The sequence below is a fragment of the Mangrovihabitans endophyticus genome, assembly GCF_014646155.1.
In the GTDB taxonomy this organism is placed as follows: Bacteria; Actinomycetota; Actinomycetes; order Mycobacteriales; family Micromonosporaceae; genus Actinoplanes; species Actinoplanes endophyticus.
In genome coordinates this window covers 38,632-55,421 of the sequence record NZ_BMMX01000022.1, presented here as the reverse complement: position 1 = coordinate 55,421, position 16,790 = coordinate 38,632, and the positions used below count along the sequence as shown (strand labels likewise).

General features: G+C 71.2%; 18 protein-coding genes. 4 read left to right on the top strand and 14 right to left on the bottom strand.

Going from position 1 to position 16,790, the window contains the following annotated elements; genetic code table 11:
* Positions 1-189 precede the first annotated feature (189 nt).
* A complete protein-coding gene (locus tag IEY73_RS21650) occupies positions 190-915 on the top strand; it encodes an HAD family hydrolase (RefSeq protein WP_189081103.1) in 726 nt (241 codons plus the stop codon).
* Between the two features lie 12 nt (positions 916-927).
* On the opposite strand, the gene IEY73_RS21645 is transcribed toward IEY73_RS21650, so the two are convergent.
* The 6 genes from IEY73_RS21645 to IEY73_RS21620 form a co-directional block, all read right to left on the bottom strand.
* A complete protein-coding gene (locus IEY73_RS21645; RefSeq protein ID WP_189081102.1) occupies positions 928-1,836 on the bottom strand; it encodes a diacylglycerol/lipid kinase family protein in 909 nt (302 codons plus the stop codon).
* 28 nt (positions 1,837-1,864) lie between these two features.
* Positions 1,865-2,827 carry a twin-arginine translocase subunit TatC gene (gene tatC, locus IEY73_RS21640; RefSeq protein WP_189081101.1) on the bottom strand — a complete coding sequence of 321 codons (963 nt, stop codon included), beginning with the start codon at positions 2,825-2,827 and terminating at the stop codon, positions 1,865-1,867.
* Positions 2,828-2,836: 9 nt separating this feature from the next.
* Entirely contained in the window at positions 2,837-3,145 is a 309-nt protein-coding gene (gene tatA, locus IEY73_RS21635) for a Sec-independent protein translocase subunit TatA (protein ID WP_189081100.1), read from the bottom strand.
* A 174-nt stretch (positions 3,146-3,319) separates the two neighbouring features.
* On the bottom strand, positions 3,320-3,601 hold the full coding sequence (locus IEY73_RS21630; protein ID WP_373292836.1) for a hypothetical protein: 282 nt from the start codon (positions 3,599-3,601) through the stop codon (positions 3,320-3,322).
* Between the two features lie 4 nt (positions 3,602-3,605).
* On the bottom strand, positions 3,606-4,598 hold the full coding sequence (locus IEY73_RS21625) for a helix-turn-helix transcriptional regulator (protein WP_229716028.1): 993 nt from the start codon (positions 4,596-4,598) through the stop codon (positions 3,606-3,608).
* On the bottom strand, positions 4,595-5,590 hold the full coding sequence (locus tag IEY73_RS21620) for a helix-turn-helix transcriptional regulator (RefSeq protein ID WP_189081099.1): 996 nt from the start codon (positions 5,588-5,590) through the stop codon (positions 4,595-4,597). The genes IEY73_RS21625 and IEY73_RS21620 overlap by 4 nt, the downstream gene beginning before the upstream one ends.
* A 156-nt stretch (positions 5,591-5,746) precedes the next feature.
* Here IEY73_RS21620 and IEY73_RS21615 point away from each other — a divergent pair, with 156 nt between their 5' ends.
* Positions 5,747-6,799, top strand: a complete 1,053-nt coding sequence (locus tag IEY73_RS21615) for a cation diffusion facilitator family transporter (RefSeq protein WP_373292835.1) — start codon at positions 5,747-5,749, stop codon at positions 6,797-6,799.
* 51 nt (positions 6,800-6,850) lie between these two features.
* Complete coding sequence (locus tag IEY73_RS21610; RefSeq protein ID WP_189081098.1) at positions 6,851-7,963, top strand: DUF3866 family protein; 1,113 nt, start codon at positions 6,851-6,853, stop codon at positions 7,961-7,963.
* A 52-nt stretch (positions 7,964-8,015) separates the two neighbouring features.
* Here IEY73_RS21610 and IEY73_RS21605 read toward each other — a convergent pair whose 3' ends face one another.
* The 7 genes from IEY73_RS21605 to arc form a co-directional block, all read right to left on the bottom strand.
* A complete protein-coding gene (locus tag IEY73_RS21605; RefSeq protein ID WP_189081147.1) occupies positions 8,016-8,288 on the bottom strand; it encodes a hypothetical protein in 273 nt (90 codons plus the stop codon).
* Positions 8,289-8,317: 29 nt separating this feature from the next.
* Entirely contained in the window at positions 8,318-9,676 is a 1,359-nt protein-coding gene (gene pafA, locus IEY73_RS21600) for a Pup--protein ligase (RefSeq protein ID WP_189081097.1), read from the bottom strand.
* Between the two features lie 115 nt (positions 9,677-9,791).
* Positions 9,792-10,613 carry a proteasome subunit alpha gene (gene prcA / locus IEY73_RS21595; RefSeq protein ID WP_189081096.1) on the bottom strand — a complete coding sequence of 274 codons (822 nt, stop codon included), beginning with the start codon at positions 10,611-10,613 and terminating at the stop codon, positions 9,792-9,794.
* Between the two features lie 48 nt (positions 10,614-10,661).
* Positions 10,662-11,501 (bottom strand): proteasome subunit beta, encoded by an 840-nt coding sequence (gene prcB, locus IEY73_RS21590; RefSeq protein ID WP_189081095.1) that lies wholly within the window; start codon positions 11,499-11,501, stop codon positions 10,662-10,664.
* A gap of 190 nt (positions 11,502-11,691) precedes the next feature.
* Positions 11,692-11,907, bottom strand: a complete 216-nt coding sequence (locus IEY73_RS21585; RefSeq protein WP_189081094.1) for a ubiquitin-like protein Pup — start codon at positions 11,905-11,907, stop codon at positions 11,692-11,694.
* A gap of 80 nt (positions 11,908-11,987) precedes the next feature.
* Positions 11,988-13,505, bottom strand: a complete 1,518-nt coding sequence (dop, locus tag IEY73_RS21580) for a depupylase/deamidase Dop (protein ID WP_373292833.1) — start codon at positions 13,503-13,505, stop codon at positions 11,988-11,990.
* Positions 13,506-13,768: 263 nt separating this feature from the next.
* Positions 13,769-15,547: a proteasome ATPase gene (gene arc / locus IEY73_RS21575; RefSeq protein WP_189081093.1), complete on the bottom strand. Its 1,779-nt coding sequence runs from the start codon at positions 15,545-15,547 to the stop codon at positions 13,769-13,771.
* A 178-nt stretch (positions 15,548-15,725) separates the two neighbouring features.
* On the opposite strand from arc, the gene IEY73_RS21570 reads away from it, so the two are divergent.
* Positions 15,726-16,019, top strand: coding sequence for a ferredoxin (locus IEY73_RS21570; RefSeq protein WP_189081092.1), 294 nt, complete (start codon positions 15,726-15,728; stop codon positions 16,017-16,019).
* 91 nt (positions 16,020-16,110) lie between these two features.
* Here the strand turns inward: IEY73_RS21570 and IEY73_RS21565 are convergent, their stop codons facing one another.
* Complete coding sequence (locus IEY73_RS21565; RefSeq protein WP_189081091.1) at positions 16,111-16,701, bottom strand: hypothetical protein; 591 nt, start codon at positions 16,699-16,701, stop codon at positions 16,111-16,113.
* Between the last annotated feature and the right edge of the window lie 89 nt (positions 16,702-16,790).

Below are 16,790 nucleotides of genomic sequence, written 5' to 3'. Positions count from 1 at the left end.
GTCATGTCGGCGGGACTGTTCATGACCACCAGGCTAGTGCGCCCCGGCGACAAGCCGCGATCCGCCGATCTTCCGGGCGCGCCACGGCGGGCCCGCACCGGGCCGTCACACGGGCCTCCACACCGGGCCGCGACCGCCGCCGACCAGCCGCTGCGCGGGGTGGGACGGCGGACCCAGTAGGGTGCAGGCGTGCCGCTTGACCCCGAATCGCCCCGCAAGCGTCAGGTCGACGCCGTGCTCTTCGACTTCCACGGCACCCTCGCTCAGGTGGAGGACCCGGTGGTCTGGGTGACCAGCGCGGCCGCCGCGTGCGGGCGCCACCTGGACCGGGGTGCCGCCACCGCACTGGCCGACCGTCTGGTCACCGCCGGGCGGCCCGGCGGGCCGCTGCCGCACCGGGTGCCGCCGCACCTGGCCGAGCACTGGGCCGACCGGGACCTCTACGAGCACAGTCACCGCGCGGCCTACACCGGCCTGGCCGAAACCGTGCCCTGCGACGTGGCCGGACTCCCGGACGCCCTGTACGAGCGGCTGCTCGGCCCGCACGGCTGGCTGCCCTACCCGGACACCGAGCCGACGCTGCGCACCCTGCGCGAGGCCGGCGTCGCGGTGGCCGTGGTGAGCAACGTCGGTTTCGACATCCGCCCGCACTTCGCGGCGTGGGGCCTGGACGCGCTGGTGGACGCGTTCGTGCTGTCCTACGAGGTGGGGCGGTGCAAACCCGACCCGGCGATCTTCCTACGGGCGTGCGGCATGGTGAGCACGGACCCGGACCGCACGCTGATGGTCGGCGACACTGCCGCCGACGCCGGCGCGGTCGGCGCCGGATGCGCGACGCTGGTGCTGCCGGCCGCCGAGCCGGGCCGCACCAACGGGCTCGGCGCCACCCTGGCCCTGGCCGGCTGCGCCGCCTGATCCGCCCGGCGTTCACCGCAGCAGGCGCAGCGCCCCCGCAACGCACCGCACGGTCATCGGCAGCGGCCCGATCCGCTCGCCGTCCGCGTACCCGACCACGCCCTCGGCGTGCAGGCGCACCTGCCGTGCCCGGTAGGTGGTCACCCGGGGGTCGTGCACGTGTGTGCCGCGGCGCAGACGCGGCTTCATCGCGACCAGCGCCGCCCGGCCCAGCGACGCCGCCACCACCACGTCGAGCAGGCCGTCGGCCGGGTCCGCGTCCGGCACCACGCGCATGCCGCCGCCGTAGCTCGGGCAGTTGCCGACGGCCGCGAGCACGCCGTCGAAGCTGCAATCGGCGCCGTCCACCTCCAGCGCGTACCGCCGCGGGCGCAACCGGGCCAGTTCCAGGGCGATGGCCAGGTCGTAGCGGCGGGGTCCGCGCGGCCGGCGCAGCCGGTTGGCGCGTTCGTTGACCTGTGCGTCGAACCCGGCGGCGAGCACCGCACCGAACCACCGCGGCGACGCGGACCGCTGCGGGCCGCCGGCCTCGATAAGGGCCAGGTCGAGCGGATGCCGGCGGTCCTCCCGCAACGCCGCGGCGATCCGCGCGGCGCACGTCAGCGGGTCGCCGGGCATCCCGGCGCCGGACGCGAAGTCGTTGCCGGTGCCGGCGGGGACGACGCCGAACCCGACCGGGCGCCCGGCGACGGCCTGCAGCGCCCGGTGCACGGTGCCGTCGCCGCCGACCGCCACCACGGCGCGCGCCCCGCGCTCCACCGCGGCGTGACAGGCCCGCTCGGCGGCTGCCGAGTCCGCGGCGTCGAGCACTCGGACCGGCCCGGCCGCGCCCAGCCGGCGCAGCACCCGCGGAACCAGATCGCGGCGCCGGCCGCTGCCTGCCAGCGGGTTGACCAGCACCGCGATCTCATCAGTCGGCACGACACATCAGCGTACGGACGGGCCGCGCTCAGGTCATGTCGTCGTAGCGCGTGTCCAGCGGCAGTGGCCGGGACACCGGCTCCGGGCCGCCGACCGGGGCAGGCGCGTCGATCCGGTCCCCGGCACCGATCGGGTCCAGGCGGTCGTCCAGCGGGGACAGCTCGTCGTCGTCCAGGCCGGCGTAGAGCTCCCGGCCCCGGCCCTTGCGCCGGTCGTTGAGGAAGGCGACGCCGACGGCCATGAAGTACAGCAGCGACATGCAAGCCGCGAGCAGCGTCATGCCGAACGGTCCCGGGTCCGGGGTGGCGACGGCGGCGAACGCGAAGGCCAGGAACACCACCACGCGCCACCAGCTCAGCAGCCGCTTGGCCGAGGCCACGCCGGTGAAGTTCAGCATCAGCAGCACCAGCGGGAACTCGAAGCCGGCCCCGAACAGCAACAGCATGTTGGTGATGAACCCGATGTAGGCCCCCACCTCAAGCTGGGTGGTCACGCCCAGGATGCCGGCCTCCTGGATGAACGCCAGGCTGTGCTTGACCACGAAGTAGGCCAGCACCGCGCCGCCGATGAACAGCGGGGCGGCGATGCCCACGAAGACGTACGCCCACTTACGCTCGTGGCGGTGCAGTCCGGGCGCGATGAACGCCCATAGCTGATAGAGCCACACCGGCGCGCCGATGATCAGGCCCACCCACAGCGCGATCTTCAGCCGCAGCAGCAGTTGGTCGCCCACGCCGAGCACGACGAAGTTGCAGACCCGGTCCCCGGCGGCGTTCACCGACCAGGAGCTGGCCAGGCCACAATAAGGCTCCTTCAGGATGTCGAACACCCATCCGGAGATGATGAAGCCGACGATCAGGCCGGCCACGATCCCGAGCGAGGCGAAGAACAGCCGGTTACGCAGTTCCCGCACGTGCTCGAGCAACGTCATGGAGCCGTCGGCGGCCTGCTGGAACTTGCTCGGCCCGCGACGGCGCAGCGAGATCGCCACGGTGACGGGTCAGCGCTCGTTGCGCCGCACCGGGTCCCCGTACGGCTGCTGGGGCTGCTCGTCACGGTAGTCGCCGGGAGGCGGGGCCTGCCGGTAACCGGGGTCGCGCACCTCGCCCTGCAGGGGCTGGCGGCTGTATCGCGGCTCGGCCTTCTCGGCCACGTCGTCGTCGCCGTCGACCAGACCCTTGGTCTCGGCCTTGATGATGCGCAGCGAACGGCCCAGGGAACGTGCGGCGTCCGGCAGTCGCTTGGCCCCGAAGAGCAGCACGAGCAGGACGAGGACGACGATGATGTGCCACGGCTTGAGGGCGCCCATGGTGTTACTCCAGTCGGTGGGTGCTGGTCCAACAGCGTTGCGGGTCCATCGTACGTGTGGATTTCGTCATTGAGACCCGCCGGACCCTGTGCGTTTCCGCCGATCCGGCGACCTGGGGGTGCGCCGGCGACGCCACTCGCGCGGCGGGGCGGGAACGCCGCACGCTACCACGAGTCACCGAGCTTTCAGTAAAGAATGTTTCCCGCTTTCGTCGTCCTGCCCGGCTTTGATGATCGCCAGCCGGTGCTGCGTCTCGGTGGCCCGGCGCTCCAGCTCGACCAGGGTGTTCTGCAGTTGCTCGGCGCCGGTGCGCAGCCGCTGCGCGTCCCGCTGGCGGCGCTGCAGGCGGGTCACCGCGCGCCGCAGGCCGGACAACCGGCCGAGGAGACGAACGGCCAGCGCCCCGAGCAGCACCACGCCGGCCACGAGCACCGCGATCAGGATCCACATCACCACGGGATCACACCCTACCGCCGGCCGACGGTGGCGCAGCGTACTGGTCCAGCGCGGCGGCGGCCTGCGCGCGGATCCGCTCGACCAACTCGGCGGGGCCAGTCACGGTGACGTCCGCGCCCAGGCTCAGCAGCAGCCGCTGCGCCCAGCCCAGGTCGGAGACCCGCATCGTCACCACCCACTCCTCGCCGTCCCGGCTGACCTGCTCCACCGGGTAGTACTCGGTGATCCAGCGGCCGCCCCGCCCCACCCGCAGGGTCACCAGCGGCAGGTCCGGCGTCGGGCGGAACACCCCCTCCGAGACGTCCTGCGGCACCGCCCGGGCCGGCGGCGCGGCCGGCTCGTCCAGCTCGGTGAACGCGTCGATGCGGTCGACCCGGAACATCCGCGTGGCGTCCGCGCTGCGGCACCACGCCTCCAGGTAGCCGCGGCCACCGACCATGAGCACCCGCATCGGGTCGACCACCCGCTCGGTCGTCTCGTCGCGGGCGGCCGTGTAGTAGGTGATGCGCAGCGCGTGCCCGCGCTCCACCGCGGCGCGGACGCGGTCCAGTTTCTCCCCGCCGGCCGGCAGCCGCACGGCCACCGGGGCGCCGGCCTGGTCACCGGCCGCGCTCTCGATCTTGGCGAGGGCCCGCTCGATGGCGTCCCGGGGGCCGATGCCGGGGGTCTCGGCGAGCATCCGCAACGCCACCACCAGCGCCAGCGCCTCATCCGGCGTGAGCCGCAGCGGCCGGTCGATGCCCGCGTCGTAGGTGATCGTCACGCGGTCGCCGTCCAGCGCCATGTCGATCAGGTCGCCGGGCCCGTACCCGGGCAGCCCGCAGACCCACAGCAGCTCCAGGTCGTCGCGAAGCTGCTGCTGGGTGACGCCCAGCCCGGCGGCGGCCTCGGCGGTGCTGATGCCCGGCCGGGCCATGAGGTAGGGCACCAGGTTCAGCAGCCGGCCGAGCCGGTCGGCGGAGGCGCGTGCTCCCGGCGCGCCGGGACGCTGCGTCACCGGCGCACCGCCGCGGCCAGCGGTTCGTGCCGCGCGACGACCTCCTTCAACTGCTGCACGACCGCGTCACGCAGCTCCGGTGGCCCTTCCACGCGGACGTCCGGGCCGTAGCCGACCAGGGTCGCGGCGAGCCGCTCGTGATCGGAATACGGCAGCGTCAACAGGTCACCGTCCGGCCCTGGCGCGCTGTCCACCGCCCGGCGCCGCAGCCCGGCGGCCCGGCCCGGCCGCACCGTCACGCTGGCCCGGCCGGCCGACGGCACCGGCTCGGACCAGCGCGCCACGTGGCTGATCAGGTCGACGCCGGCCGGTGGGGTGAAGGCGCCGGCGCGGCCCACCGGCCGGACCGATCCGACGATGCGGGACAGCCGGAAACACCGGGTCGCGCCCCGGTCGCGGTCGTGACCCACCACGTACCACCGGCCCTGCCAGCAGACCACGCCCCACGGTTCCAGGCGGCGCGTGGCGGGGTCGTCCACCTCGGGCACCCGGTAGGTGAAGGTGACCGCGCGCCGCTCCCGGGCGGCGGCGGTCAGCGGGCCGAACGCCGGGTCGACCCGCACCACCGGCTCCACGCCCAGGGTGGCCTGCGGGTCCACCTCGATGCCCGCGGCACGCAGCTTGGCCAGCCCGGAGGAGGCCGCCGCGGCCAGTCCGGCGTGCTGCCAGAGCCGGGCGGCGATGCCGACGGCCGCCGCCTCGTCGGGCTCCAGCGGGATGTCCGGCAACGCGTACTCGCGGTGCGCGATGCGGTAGCCGGGCTCGGTGTCGAACACGCTCGCGGTCCCGGTCTCCAGCGGCACGCCCAGCTCCCGCAGCTCGGCCTTGTCCCGCTCGAACTTGCGCTGGAACGCTTCGTGGTCGCGGGGGTCCTCGGGGTCGTGCTCGTAGCCGGGCACGGTCAGCGCGATCTGCGCGGCGGTCAGGAACCGTCGCGTGGACAGCAGGCAGATCACCAGGTTCACCAGGCGCTCGGTGCGAGTGCGCGACACGAGAGCAAACGCTAGCAGCCACCGGGCGCGATGGCGCGGACGCGGGAGCGGCGCGACCGTGGCCGGCGGCCGGATGCGGGCCATGTCACCGCATGCGGGCCTTGTCATCGCATGCGGGCGGGTTAGTTCCGCAGCCCGGCCGGGAAGGAAGGCTGCGTGTCTTCCGAAGAACCCCCCCGGCCCGGCGAGGACGGCCGCGTCGGGCTCGCCGCCGCCGAGCCGTTGCCGGCCCCCGCCGAACCGAACGCCCAGAACAAGGACGACGACAGCGAGAGCGTCGGCACGGTGGTCGTGGCCGGTCTCGCCAACCTGGTCATCGCCGCCGCCAAGCTGGTGGCCGGCCTGTTGTCCGGGTCCGCGGCCATGCTGTCGGAGGCGGCGCACTCGATAGCGGACACCGTCACCGAGGTGTTCCTCTATGTGGCGCTGCGCCGCGGCAACAAGCCCGCCGACGAAGAGCACCCCTTCGGCTACGGCAAGGAAAGCTTCGTGTGGGCGTTCATCGCCGCCCTGTTCACGTTCATCGGCGGCGCGGGTTTCTCGATCTACCACGGCGTCACCACGATCATCAAAGGCGAGGACAGCGGCGAGTACTGGCTGTCGTACGTCGTGCTGGCGGTCGCCTTCGTGGCGGAGGGCACCTCGTTCCTGCGGGCCCGGCGGCAGGTGGCCGGCGAGTCGGCCCGGTGGGGCGTCAGCCAGTTGCGGTTCCTGCGGGTCACCTCGGACACCACGGTCAAGGCCGTCTACTTCGAGGACTCGGCCGCGCTGATCGGGGTGCTGCTGGCCGCGGCCGGTCTCGGCCTGGCCCAGGTCACCGGCTCCGAGGTGTGGGACGGCGTCGCCTCCATCGCGATCGGGGCGCTGCTGCTGGTGGTCGCCGGCATCCTCGCGCACAGCAACATCTCGCTGCTGGTCGGTCGCGCGGTGCCGCGCCGGATGCACCGGCAGATCGCCGACGAGCTGGCCGGCCTGGACGTGGTCACCGCGGTGCCCACGCTGCTGACCATGCAGCTCGGGCCGGGCGACGTGCTGGTCGCTGCGAAGGTCGACTTCGACGACGAGATCACCGGCGCGGACGTGGAGCAGGCCTCGGACGAGGCCGAACGCCGCCTGCGGGGTATCTACCCCAGCATCCGGTACGTGTTCCTGGATCCGACGCGGGGCACCGCGGGCCGCAACCACCGCGACGGCGGCGCCGACGTCTGAGCGACCGCCGGGTCCGCCGCGGCCCACGCCCGGACGGATAGGGTCACCGCCATGGTGCGCTGGCGATCCGGGACGGTCCTGACGGTGCGGCGGCGGTGGCACGGCGCCGTCGAAATCGACGCGGAGACCCCGGAGGGGACGGTACGCGCCCTGGCGTACCCGGACCTGACCGGCGAGCCGGAACCGGGCGATCGTGTGCTGCTGAACGTCGGCGCGCTGCGGATGGGCCTGGGCACCGGAGGGTACGCGCTGGTGGTCGCCCTCCCCGACCGGCTGCCCCCGGACCCGGACGGCGACGGCGCCACCCGCGACCAGGGTCATCTGGTGAAGGCCCGCTACACCCCGCTGCAGGCGATCCGGCTGGGCGTCGACGAACAGGCGTCCCCGCATCGCGCCGTGATGGCCGCGGCGACCTCCCTGGAGGGCATGCCGGTGGTCACCGCCGACCTGCATTCCGCGCTGCCCGCGGTGCTCGCCGGGGTGCGCGCGGACCGGCCGGACGCCCGGGTGGCCTACGTGATGACCGACGGCGGCGCGCTGCCCGCCTGGTTCTCCCGCACGCTTGACGGGCTGCGCGCGCACCTGGCCGGGACGATCACCACCGGCCAGGCGTTCGGCGGCGACCTGGAGGCCGGGACGGTGCACACCGGCCTGCTCGCCGCCCGTCACGTGCTGCGCGCCGACGTGGCGATCGTCGCGCAGGGCCCCGGCAACCTCGGCACCGGCACCACGTGGGGGTTCTCCGGCGTGGCGCTGGGCGAGGCGGTGAACGCGGTGGCCGCGCTCGGCGGACGGCCGATCGGGTCGCTGCGGATCTCCGACGGTGACGGCCGCCCCCGGCACCGCGGCGTGTCGCATCACAGCCTCACCGCGTACGGCCGGGTGGCGCTGGCAGTGGCCGACCTGCCGGTGCCGCGTGGTCTGCCCGCGGAGCTGGCCGCCGACGTCGACGCCGCGCTCGTGCCGCTGGCCGGGCGGCACCGGATCGTCGCGGTCGACGACGAGGGACTCGACGCGGCGCTGCGTGCCTGCGTGGTCCCGTTGTCCACGATGGGACGCGGGCTGGACCAGGACCACGCCTACTTCCTCACCGCCGCCGCGGCGGGCCGGCACGCGGCGGCGGTGCTGGATCCGCGCCAAGCAGGCTCGACCCGCAAGCTCTGATTCAGGTTGAGATCAACCTCATGTTCAGGTTGAGGGTTGCCGTCCGCCGGCCTCAGCGCGTCGCGAGCAGATAGACCCACCCGGCGAGGAACACGGCCAGGATCACCGCCAGCACCCAGGTCGGCACCCGGTGGCCGCCCTCACGATTGCGGCGGACCTGCGCGCGGATGCGTTCACGGCGGCGTTCCAGGCGCCCCCACGCGACGTCCTCCATGGTCCGCTCGGGCGGCTCCACGGCGTCGTCGCCGGCCCGGGCCGGCGCAGCCGGGTGCTCGTGGTCCGGCACGGTCCGCCCCGGCCGGCCGGGCTCAGAAGAGGTGTTCATGGCCCGACCAGCCTAGGGCATGCGCCGCGTCACATGCTGGCGATGAGGCGCTCCACCCGTTCGTCGTACGCCCGGAACGGGTCCTTGCACAGCACCGTGCGCTGCGCCTGATCGTTCAGCTTCAAATGCACCCAGTCGACGGTGAAGTCGCGGCGTTTCTCCTGGGCGTGCCGGATGAACTCGCCGCGCAGCCGCGCCCGGGTGGTCTGCGGCGGTGTCTCCTTGGCCTCGAAGATGTCCAGGTCGTGCGCCACCCGGTCGACCTGCTTGCGGCGTTCCATCAGCGCGTAGAGGCCGCGGCCGCGGCGCACGTCGTGGTACGCCAGGTCGAGCTGGGCCACCCGGGGGTGGCTCATCGGGATCTCGTTCTTGGACTGGTAGCGCTCGATCAGCTTGTACTTGGAGACCCAGTCGATCTCGCGCGCGACCGGGTCGAGGTCGCCGCTCTCGATCGCGGAAAGCACCCGGCCCCACAGCTCGACCACCCGCTTGGCGGTCTGGTCGCCGCCGCGCCGCTCGACGAACTCGGTGGCCTTGGCGAGGTACTCCTGCTGGATCTCCAGCGCGCTGACCTCCTTGTTGTTCGCCAGGCGGATCTTGCGGCGTCCGGTGATGTCGTGGCTGACCTCGCGGATGGCGCGGATCGGGTTCTCCAGCGACAGGTCCCGCATGACCACGCCGGCCTCGATCATCCGCAGCACGATGTCGGCGCTGCCCACCTTGAGCAGCGTGGTCACCTCGTTCATGTTCGAGTCGCCGACGATGACGTGCAGGCGGCGGTACCGCTCGGCGTCGGCGTGCGGCTCGTCGCGCGTGTTGATGATGGGCCGGCTGCGGGTGGTGGCGCTGGAGACGCCCTCCCAGATGTGCTCGGCGCGCTGAGACAGGCAGAAGACCGCGCCACGCGGCGTCTGCAGCACCTTGCCGGCGCCGCAGATGAGCTGGCGGGTGACCAGGAACGGGATGAGAACGTCGGCGAGGCGGCCGAATTCGCCGTGCCGGGACACCAGATAGTTCTCGTGACAGCCGTACGAGTTGCCGGCCGAGTCGGTGTTGTTCTTGAAGAGGTAGATCTCTCCGGCGATGCCCTCGTCGTGCAGGCGCTTCTCGGCGTCGACGAGCAGACCCTCCAGGATGCGCTCGCCGGCCCGGTCGTGCGCCACCAGATCGGTCACCGAGTCACACTCGGGCGTCGCGTATTCGGGGTGGGAACCGACGTCGAGGTAGAGGCGGGCGCCGTTGCGAAGGAAAACGTTGCTGCTGCGTCCCCAGGACACCACTCGGCGGAACAGGTAGCGAGCCACCTCGTCGGGAGACAGCCGCCGCTGCCCCCGATAAGTGCACGTGACTCCGTACTCGGTTTCGAGGCCGAAAATTCGCCGTTCCATGACGAAACACTAGCCGCCGGAGGGCCGTGAACGTCAGTCACGACCCGCTCTCTTTCCGTACGCCAAGCGGAAACCCTCCCGTGTGACGGCGGCCACACGGGTGTCGCCGCACCGGTCAGGAGGCGTCCGTGCCAGAGCCGCCCTCCAGATCCTCCGAGGCTGCCGAGCTGGTGGGTTTGTGCTCCGCCGGTGGCGGCGGCGACACGTCGCCGGGCTCGCCGCCGTCCGGCACCTCCTGCGCGTCGCCGGACAACAGCCCGCTCACCGTCGCGTCGGTCAGCCGCCGGAAGGCCCGACCCCGGCGGTTACGGTCCAGCACCGCCACCTCGAGCTGCTTGGCCTCCAGCCGGCGCTCGTTGCCGTTCTCCCCGCCGACGCTGCCCAGGCCCTTGACCGCGAGCGCCAGCGCGCTGGCCAGGTCCGCCGCCTCGTCGTGCCGTTCCTTGAGCACCACGGAGATGGCCTCGGCGGACCCGCCCATGGCCATGAATCCGGGCTCGTCCATCACCGAGCCGTCATAGGTGATGCGGTACAGCTCGTCCTGCTCGGCCGTCGCGCCGACCTGGGCGATGCAGATCTCCACCTCGTACGGCTTGGAGGTCTCCGAGAAGATCGCCCCGAGGGTCTGGGTGAAGGCGTTGGCGATGTATCGGCCGGTGACGTCACGGCGGTCATAGCTGTAGCCGTTCACGTCGGCCAGCCGCACACCGGCGCGGCGCAGCGCCTCGAACTCGTTGTACCGGCCGACCGCGGCGAAGCCGATCCGGTCGTAGATCTCGCTGACCTTGCGCAGGGTGGTGGTGTTCTCGGCGACGAACAGCACACCGCCGGCGTAGGTCAGCACCACGGCCGAGCGACCACGGGCGATGCCCTTGCGGGCGTATTCCGAGCGGTCGCGCTGGACCTGCTCGGGTGATGCGTAGAACTGCATGGCCACGGGTGGCTGCTCCTTCTCCTCGCCCTGAGTGCTGTGGGTGTGCGGGGCTCAGCCGCCCGGATTCTCCATGCGCCCGGCGACCACGTCCTCGGCCACCGTGTTGAGCTCTTCCGGCGGGAGCCGGTGCGTGCCCTCCGCCGTGGCGGTCATGACCACCGGGTAGATCTTGCGGGTGAGGTCCGGCCCGCCGGTCGCGGTGTCGTCGTCGGCCGCGTCGTAGAGCGCCTCCACCGCCATCGCGATCGCGTCGGGGGTGCTCACGCCGGGGCGGTATTTCTTCTTCAGCGCCGACTTGGCGAACAGCGACCCCGATCCGATGGCGTCGTAGCCGGTCTCCTCGTAGAGGCCACCGGCCACGTCGAAGCTGAAGATCCGTCCCACCCGCGCCGGGTCGGCCGGGGAGAGGTCGAAACCGGCGAACAGCGGCACCGCGGCGAGTCCCTGCATGGCCGCGCCGAGGTTGCCGCGCACCATGCCGGCCAACCGGTTCGCCTTGCCGTCCAGGGACAGCATGGTGCCTTCGATCTTCTCGTAGTGCTCCAGCTCGACCTGGAACAGCCGGATCAGCTCGATGCCGATGCCGGCCGTGCCGGCCATCCCGATCAGCGAGTGCGCGTCCGCCGGGTGCACCTTTTCGATGTCCCGGCTGGCGATCAGGTTGCCCATTGTCGCGCGGCGGTCTCCGGCCATCACCACGCCGTCGGCGGTGGCGATGGCGACGATGGTGGTGGCGTGGGGTGCGATGTCGGCGCTCAGCCCCGGAGGCAGCGGCCGGCGGCCCGGCAGCATCTCGGGGGCGGCATAGGTCAGGAACTGCGTGAAGGAGGACGTCCCCGCATTGGTGAACACATCTGGTAGACGCCCGGATGGATCAAAGCCCGCTGCCACGTGGTTCCCTTCAAATGTCTGATCGCTGCGCCGGACGACCCCGGTCGTCGATGAACGCCCCGGGCCGCCGGTGCGGTTGAAGCACAATATCTTGCACGCCGCCGCCGGTGCGACGACCGTGATCGAAGTGTCGGGTCGCGGCCCGCGGCGGAGCCTCCGGCGGCTCGGCGCCGCCGGAGCCTCGAAGGGGTTACTGGCCGCCCTTCTGCACGTAACCCCGGACGAACTCCTCGGCGTTCTCCTCCAGCACGGAGTCGATCTCGTCGAGCAGGTCGTCGACGTCCTCGGTGATCTCGGCGTGCCGCTCGGCGACCTCCGGGTTGGCCTCGGTGGCGGCTTCCTCGATCTCCTCGTCCCGCTTGCCCTTGCCGGACTGCGACTGACCACCGGTGTCTCGGGTTGCCATCCCTGTCCCCCTTCTCGCGTCCCCGACAGCCTCACCGCCGGGTTGGGAAAAACCTACCTCGCGGCTGCGACAAAACGATGTCAGCGACTCGTGATCACCTCGAGGAGGTCTTTGGCGCTCTCGCACCTGTCGAACAGCGCCCCGACGTGGCGGCGGGTGCCCCGCTCGGGCTCCATCATCGGAACCCGCACCAGCGACTCCCGTCCCACGTCGAAGATGACCGAGTCCCAACTGGCGGCGACCACCTCGGACGCGTACTGCGCCAGGCACCGGCCGCGGAAGTACGCCCGGGTGTCCTCCGGCGGCTCGTACATGGCCCGCCGGGTCTGGTCGTCGTCCAGCAGCGTCTTCATCGCGCCCCGGGCCACCAGACGGTGATAGAGGCCCTTCTCCGGGCGCACGTCGGCGTACTGCAGGTCGACCAGTTGCAGCTTGGGCGACGACCAGGCCAGGTTCTCCCGGTCCCGGTAGCCCTCCAGCAGGCGCAGCTTGGCCACCCAGTCCAGCTCGTCGGAGCAGGACATCGGGTCGTCGCCCAGCTTGGTGAGCACGCCCTCCCACCGGCTCAGCACGTCGGCGGTCTGGGAGTCCACGTCGGCGCCGTAGCGCTCGTCGACGAACATCCGGGCCCGTTCGTAGTACGCCCACTGCAGGTCCAGGGCGGTGAGCCGGCGGCCGTCACGCAGCCGCATCAGGTGCTTGAGCGAGGGGTCGTGGCTGACCGCCTTGAGCTCGGAGACCGGGTCGGCCACGCCCAGCTCGCCGGTGAACACCTTTTCCTCGATCATGTTCAGCACCAGCGAGGTCGCGCCCATCTTCAGATAGGTCGCGGTCTCCGACAGGTTCGCGTCGCCGATGATGACGTGCAGCCGGCGGTATTTGTCGGCGTCCGAGTGCGGCTCGTCGCGGGTGTTGATGATGGGCCGCTTCAGCGTGGTCTCCAGGCCCACTTCGACCTCGAAGAAGTCGGCACGGGAGGAGATCTGGAAGCCGGTGCCGGAACCGTCCTGGCCCAGCCCGACCCGCCCCGCGCCGCAGAAGATCTGCCGGGTCACGAAGAACGGGGTGAGGTGCGCGACGATGTCCGCGAACGGGGTCTGCCGGCGCATCAGGTAGTTCTCGTGCGAGCCGTACGACGCGCCCTTGTTGTCGGTGTTGTTCTTGTAGAGCTGGATGCGGTGCGCGCCGGGGATGGTGGCGGCCCGCCGCGAGGCCTCGGCCATCACCCGCTCGCCCGCCTTGTCCCAGCGCACCACGTCCATCGGGTTGGTGCACTCCGGGGTGCTGTACTCCGGGTGCGCGTGGTCGACGTAGAGCCGGGCGCCGTTGGTCAGTATCACGTTCGCCAGACCCAGATCCTCGTCGGCCAGCGCCTCCGCCGGGTCGTAGGCCGTTCCGGAATAGGTGAACCCGCGCGCGTCGCGCAGCGGGGATTCCTCCTCGTAGTCCCAGCGGGCGCGTCCGCCGCGGTTCAGTTCCGGGCGTGCACCGTACGCGTTGACCACTTGCGAGGAGGTGACCATCGGGTTGGCGCCGGGCTGCCCGGGAACCGAAATGCCGTACTCGACCTCGGTGCCCATGATTCGCCGAACGCTCATGTCATCACTCCGCCCGCCGCCGTCCTGCCGTTGCCGATGTGTCGAGCCTAGACGCTTGCGGCGCTCTTCCACGCCCTGCTGGTGCGCGCCGCCGCACGGACAGTGGCCGCGAGTCTCCCGCGGAGCCGCTCATCGCGCCGTCCCCGGGCCGCGCCGGCACCGCCCCGGCCACGCGGATAACGCCTGCGAACGGCCCCGAAGTGCCACGGGCGGAGGGGCACTCGCGGCCCCTCCGCCCGTGGCGGCAACGGTTCGTTGTCCACTCAGAGATATTGACCCGTGTTGCTGGCGGTTTCGATGGATCGTCCCGACTCGGCGCCCTTGCCGCCGGATACCAGCGTGCGGATGTAGACGATCCGCTCGCCCTTCTTGCCGGAGATGCGCGCCCAGTCGTCCGGGTTGGTGGTGTTGGGCAGGTCCTCGTTCTCCCGGAACTCGTCCACGCAGCTATCCAGCAGGTGCTGCAGCCGCAGGCCCTTGCGGCCGGAGGTGAGGAATTCCTTGATGGCCATCTTCTTGCCGCGGTCCACGATGTTCTGGATCATCGCGCCGGAGTTGAAGTCCTTGAAGTAGAGGACCTCCTTGTCACCGTTGGCGTAGGTGACCTCCAGGAAGCGATTCTCCTCGGACTCGGTGTACATCCGCAGCACCACCGCTTCGATCATGGCGGCCACGGTGACCGCCTTGTCGCCGCTGTGCTCGGCCACGTCCTCGTCGTTCAGCGGCAGGTCGCTGAGGATGTACTTGGCGAAGATGTCCTTGGCCGCCTCGGCGTCCGGACGCTCGATCTTGATCTTCACGTCCAGCCGGCCCGGCCGCAGGATCGCCGGGTCGATCATGTCCTCCCGGTTGGAGGCGCCGATGACGATGACGTTCTCCAGGCCCTCGACACCGTCGATCTCGCTGAGCAACTGCGGGACGATGGTGTTCTCCACGTCGCTGGAGACGCCCGAGCCGCGGGTCCGGAAGATCGAGTCCATCTCGTCGAAGAACACGATCACCGGCGTGCCCTCGCCGGCCTTCTCCCGCGCCCGCTGGAAGACCAGACGGATGTGCCGCTCGGTCTCGCCGACGTACTTGTTGAGCAGCTCCGGGCCCTTGATGTTGAGGAAGTAGCTGGTGTGCTTCTCCTCACCACGCCGCTCGGCGATCTTCTTCGCCAGCGAGTTGGCCACCGCCTTGGCGATCAGCGTCTTGCCGCAACCGGGCGGGCCGTAGAGCAGGATGCCCTTCGGCGGCCGCAGGTGGTGTTCCCGGAACAGGTCGGCATGCAGGAACGGCAGCTCCACCGCGTCGCGGATCTGCTCGATCTGGGAGTGCAGGCCACCGATGTCGGTGTAGTCGACGTCCGGCACCTCCTCCAGCACGAGTTCCTCGACCTCGCTCTTGGGAATGCGCTCGTAGGCGTACGCCGAACGCGGCTCGATCATCAGTGAGTCACCGGCGCGCAGCGTGGCCACGCGCAGCGACTCGGCCAGATGCACGATGCGCTCCTCGTCGGCGTGCGAGACCACCAGCGCGCGGTCGGTGAGCCCGTCCGGGCCGGCCAGCACCTCCTTGAGCACCACGACCTCGCCGACGCGCTCGAACCCGAAGGCGTCGACCACGTTCAGCGCGTCGTTGAGCAGCACCTCCTGGCCGCGCTTGAGCTCGTCGGTCTCCAGCGACGGAGACACGGCCACCCGCAGCTTGCGGCCGCCGGTGAAGACGTCCACGGTGCCGTCGGAGTGCGCCGCCAGGAAAACGCCGTAGCCGCTGGGCGGCTGGGCGAGCCGGTCAATCTCCTCTTTGAGAGTGACGATCTGAGCCCGGGCTTCCTTGAGGGTCGCCACGAGCCGGTCGTTGTTCTCGGTCACTCGGGCCAGCTGCGTCTGCGTCGCCGCGAGCCGTTCCTCAAGCTGCCGGACGTGTCGGGGGCTTTCGGTCAACTTGCGCCGCACCAGAGCGAGTTCCTCTTGCAGGAACGACACCTGGCTGGAGAGATCGTTGGCTTCTTTCTCCCAACGTGCGGCGCGTGAGTCCGCCTCGTCGTTGCGTGCCACGTCCCACCTCCCCGGGGGCTCGAACGTCTTGGTAGACAACACTAACTGCTGCGAACCGTTTTTCGACCCCCCGCAACACCGCCGTCACCGACTCTTGATCCACTCGGGTGACTGCCCGGCCCGTTGTGTCGCAGGGTTCGGGTACGGTCGGAGGGCATGCTTTCTGGGGAGGTGAACCGTGTCGGCGCAGACCGAAACGGACGAGCTACAGGTCTGGGTGGATCAGGACCTCTGCACCGGTGACGGCCTGTGCGTGCAGTACGCACCGGAGGTCTTCGAGTTTGACATCGACGGTCTCGCATACGTCAAAGACGACGGTGGTGAGCTGCTGCAATCCCCCGGGGCGCGGACCGGCGTGCCGAGCCGTCTGCAGCTCGAAGTGATCGACGCCGCCAAGGAGTGTCCCGGCGACTGCATCCACGTCGTGCGCCGTCGCGACGACGTCGAGGTGGCCGGTCCGGAAGCCGACTGAGACCCTGGCCACATTCGCGCATTCACCGATCGCATTCACGGCCGCCCGCATTCCTTTGTGACGGAAAATGTCACAGGAATGAAACACACCACTATAGGGTTGGGCGACCGACCAGAGACGCGACGACGCGGGAGAATTCCTCCAGCCGCGCGATCTGGCCCGGCCCGCCATCGTCCAGCGTCTTGCCGAAACGCAGCGCGTCGTGCCGCACCGTGGCGCGCGAGTCGTCGTCGCCCATCCCGGGCGGCGGCACCGCGTCGTCCACCGAGCTCAGCAGCAGATAGACGTCGATGCTGTCCACCCGGGCCTGGCCGGCCGGCGTGCGGGTAAGCCGCCGCCGGCAGCCCACCTCGGTCACCGTCGACAGCGGCACCACCCGCAGCGACGACGTCATCGAACCGACCGGGCCGTCGCCGGGCGCGACGTCCTCGCCGTGCCAGAGCACCAGCCGGCTGCCGTCGCAGATGACGACCTCCTGCCAGACCCCGTTCACCTCGTTGACGAAGCGCTCCAGCGTGAACGACACCACGGACGCGCCGCGCAGCACACCGTTGAGGGCGTCCAGGGCCACTTCCGGATCGCGCAGGTAGGCGCGCGCGGCGGAATCCAGGTCCTGGTAGGGAGACCAGTCCGGAAAGACCGCCGGCACGTCGTTGCTGCCGCCGAACGGCGGGGAACTCATCGCGGACACTCGCTCCTCCCCAGAAGACGCTGGGGGAAACCTACCCGAGGACCGCGCGCCGTCACACCCCCGTGCCGCCGACGGTGCGG